The sequence below is a fragment of the Stieleria mannarensis genome (assembly GCF_014154935.1).
GTDB lineage: Bacteria > Planctomycetota > Planctomycetia > Pirellulales > Pirellulaceae > Stieleria > Stieleria mannarensis.
In genome coordinates, this window is sequence record NZ_JACEHH010000116.1 from 1 (window position 1) to 3050 (window position 3050).

Consider the following 3050-nt stretch of genomic DNA (forward strand, 5'->3'; position numbering starts at 1 on the left):
GCTCCGCTGTCCGCCGCACGCCGGCGGTTTCTGATGTACGCCGGCCCTTCCGAGCCGGCCGTGGCCCGCCGCAGGCGGTTTCCCCGGAGCTGGCAACACTGCAATAGGACCTATGGGACTGATAGGACCTATACGTCCCATGTGTCCCATTGGTCCTATTCCCGCTGACAATTCCCAGCACCCCGTGGCCGGTGAATCGGCCAAGCGCCCGCCCAGAAGGGGCGGCGTACCGTCTGTAGTACCCGGTACCTCGGCCGCTATCCCATTGAAATAGTTGACAGCCACTATCCAGCGGGGCTACAACTGCACTATCGCAATAGTACACCGATTCGCATTGCTTCACCGCGAGGGGATCAGTGACACGATTTCCATCAACAATCAGGGGTAGCCATCCGATGAAAACTTCGATCGGTATTGGATTGACAATCTGCGTCGCAGTCGCGTTCAGTCCTGCTGCGGCCCAAGATCCAGCGAAGGACTTGGCGTTTTCCGTGCTCGGCGATTCGAGCGGTCTGGTTTTCCAGACCACCGAATCACTCCAGTTGCGTGTCGTCAACGAGGCCGGGGATCCCGTCGCCGGCGCAAACGTGACCCCCTGGGCGCTGCGCAGCGGCCAAGGGCACGGCAGCTGGCGAAGTGACGGCGACGACCGCTCGGAAACGAAACCGGAATCATCGCAAACCGACGAAGATGGCATCGCGATCGTGAAGTACCCGATGTTTCGCAATGTCGGTGAGCAAACCAAGACCATCGGTGTCTCCGTCTGGGTCGACCACCGAGATTATGTCCTCGAAGGTTCCATCCACCTGGATCTTCCGCACGATCCCAAGACCGCCGATCCGGTGGTGCTCCAGCGCGGTGCGGACCTGTTTGTTCGCCCAATGATTGACGGCAAGCCGGCCGATCCCAACCAGATCGTCGCCAATTGGTCTGACAGCCGCAGCTGGCGAAACCCCAACGTGATGGAAGCGGTCGATGGGCAGACACTGAAGTTCCCGTCGATGAAAACCGGCGATGCGAGCGTCTTGTTGATGCGGATCGAAGACGATCAGATCACCCACGCCAGTCGAATCGTCGACACAAAGTTAAAAGCCGACCAGCGCAACGAGATCACGGTGGATCTGAAGCCCGTCGTCCCGATCAAAGGTCAACTGGACCCTGCGGTTCCGCGACCAATCCGTCATGGACGTGTGGTGTGCGAGACGCTTAATCCATCGGTTGACTACGATCGTGCGGGCTTCATTTCTTGGAGCCCCGTGTCCGAAGACGGCGACTTTGTGATCCCGGTGTGGCCGACGGGGGAAGCGATCCAATTGGCGGGGATCTGCGATGGATACATCGGAGTGCCTGGCAAAGCACCGCCGGAGGTCTCCAATCCGCGCAATCCAGATCCCTACTTGCGAGCCCAAGTGATCCGGCCAGACAAAGGTGATCCGGTCGTGTTGCCAATGGAAGCGCTGGTGCCCTGTGATGTGACGATCGTGGACGAACAGGACAAGCCGGTCCCAAGCGTCCTGATCGATTCATGGCCAAACATCCAATGGTGGAATGGCGGATCGCAAGTTTACTGTGACACCTTGATGCGAGGCGAAGACATGATCCGTGTCCGCAATCGCAAACGTGACTACCGTAAATTTACCAACGAAGAATATGGATTTCCGTTTTCCGCTCGAACCGACGACAACGGTCAAGCCACGCTGATGCTGCCCAAGGGAAAGCAAAGCCTGGGCATCCGAGACGATCGATACGAGATGCCGGTATTTCTGGGGCGTCGATACACCAAGATCGAAATGGTACCCGGCGAACGTTCCGAAATCACACTGACGGTCCAGCGGAAAGGAACGGATCACTTGGGCGAATGGGACAAACTGGCCGGCGTCGTTTTCGGATGCTCCACACGGGAAGGCCGCCGGATCTGTGCACTGCCGGAAGTGCGCAAGAAGATGGACGAGTTCGCCAAAACCTTCCGCGAAGGCAAGAACCAAAAGGATCCCAAGCTCCTAGCCGAAGCCTACACGATCGTCGCCGACGCCTTCGCGACCGCCGGGGACCTGAACGAATCGACGAAATGGCGCAAGAAGGCCGCCGAGCAAAAGAGTATGATCAGTGCGGACGCACCGTAGTGGCGCCATCCGGCAAGCCCGGCGCACGATTGTTTGTACGTCGGCCGTTCAGGGCCGGCGCGGGCCGCCGCAGGCGGTTACCGAGGGAGAGCAAGGCTGCTATAGGACCAATACGACAGATAGGACCTATGTGTCACATGCGTCCCATGGGTCTATTTCGCGCTGGGTCATCCCCGACGGGCGACCGGCAAGCCGGTCGCGGCGCACCGCATCCACTAAACCACAGGAATGATCTTGAAAAACTCGCGCACCCATGGCGACGTCTGTTGCTGATAGGCAACCAGGTAACGACGCCGCGTGAAATAATAAATCGCGTTGCCGCCCTGAAAGATCACGCTCAATACGATCACGCTTCCGTAAACCGTCAAATTCAACGCCTGGTAGAGCTGCTGGCCATCGGAACCGAGCAACCGGGACAACTCGGGATTGGCCCGGATGTCGGGGACATCGCCGAGCAGCATCCACAGACAGTACGCGACGATCAACGCCAGGAAACCGACCTGATTCCATCCCAACCAAATTGCCCCGGCGGGATCGAACTTCAACAGTTTGCGACGTCCCAAGAACTCGAAACAACAGACGGTCGACAATCCCAGCGTGATGGCCACGCCATCGAGCCCGAAGAAGGCGAACGGAAATGACAGGGCCGCGATCACGCCGACCGTCCACCCGTTGAAGGTGGCCACGCGTGATGCGCGGCGCACCGGACGGATCAGGTCTGTCGCTGCCAACAACTCACGGTAATGGTCTTCGTTTAACGGTCCGCCCGCGGGGGACGCAATCGGTGCGGTATCCACGGTTTCCCGCTCCTAGATATTCGTCGGCTTTGCTCGTCAAGAACCTCGAGGTTACGGCGGGAGACAGATGAAAGCAAGCGTCGTTATGTGTCCGATGACAGGTCCCGGTTTGGAGCTGGTCAAAAAATTT

2 protein-coding genes are annotated in these 3050 nt (G+C 58.8%); one reads left to right on the forward strand and one right to left on the reverse strand.

All coding sequences use genetic code 11. The features are described from left to right. Positions 1–395 precede the first annotated feature (395 nt). Positions 396–2123, forward strand: coding sequence for an Ig-like domain-containing protein (locus tag H1B37_RS32520; RefSeq protein ID WP_182871436.1), 1728 nt, complete (start codon positions 396–398; stop codon positions 2121–2123). Positions 2124–2338: 215 nt separating this feature from the next. Here the strand turns inward: H1B37_RS32520 and H1B37_RS32525 are convergent, their stop codons facing one another. Beyond that, positions 2339–2920 carry a hypothetical protein gene (locus H1B37_RS32525; protein WP_182871437.1) on the reverse strand — a complete coding sequence of 194 codons (582 nt, stop codon included), beginning with the start codon at positions 2918–2920 and terminating at the stop codon, positions 2339–2341. Positions 2921–3050 lie beyond the last annotated feature (130 nt).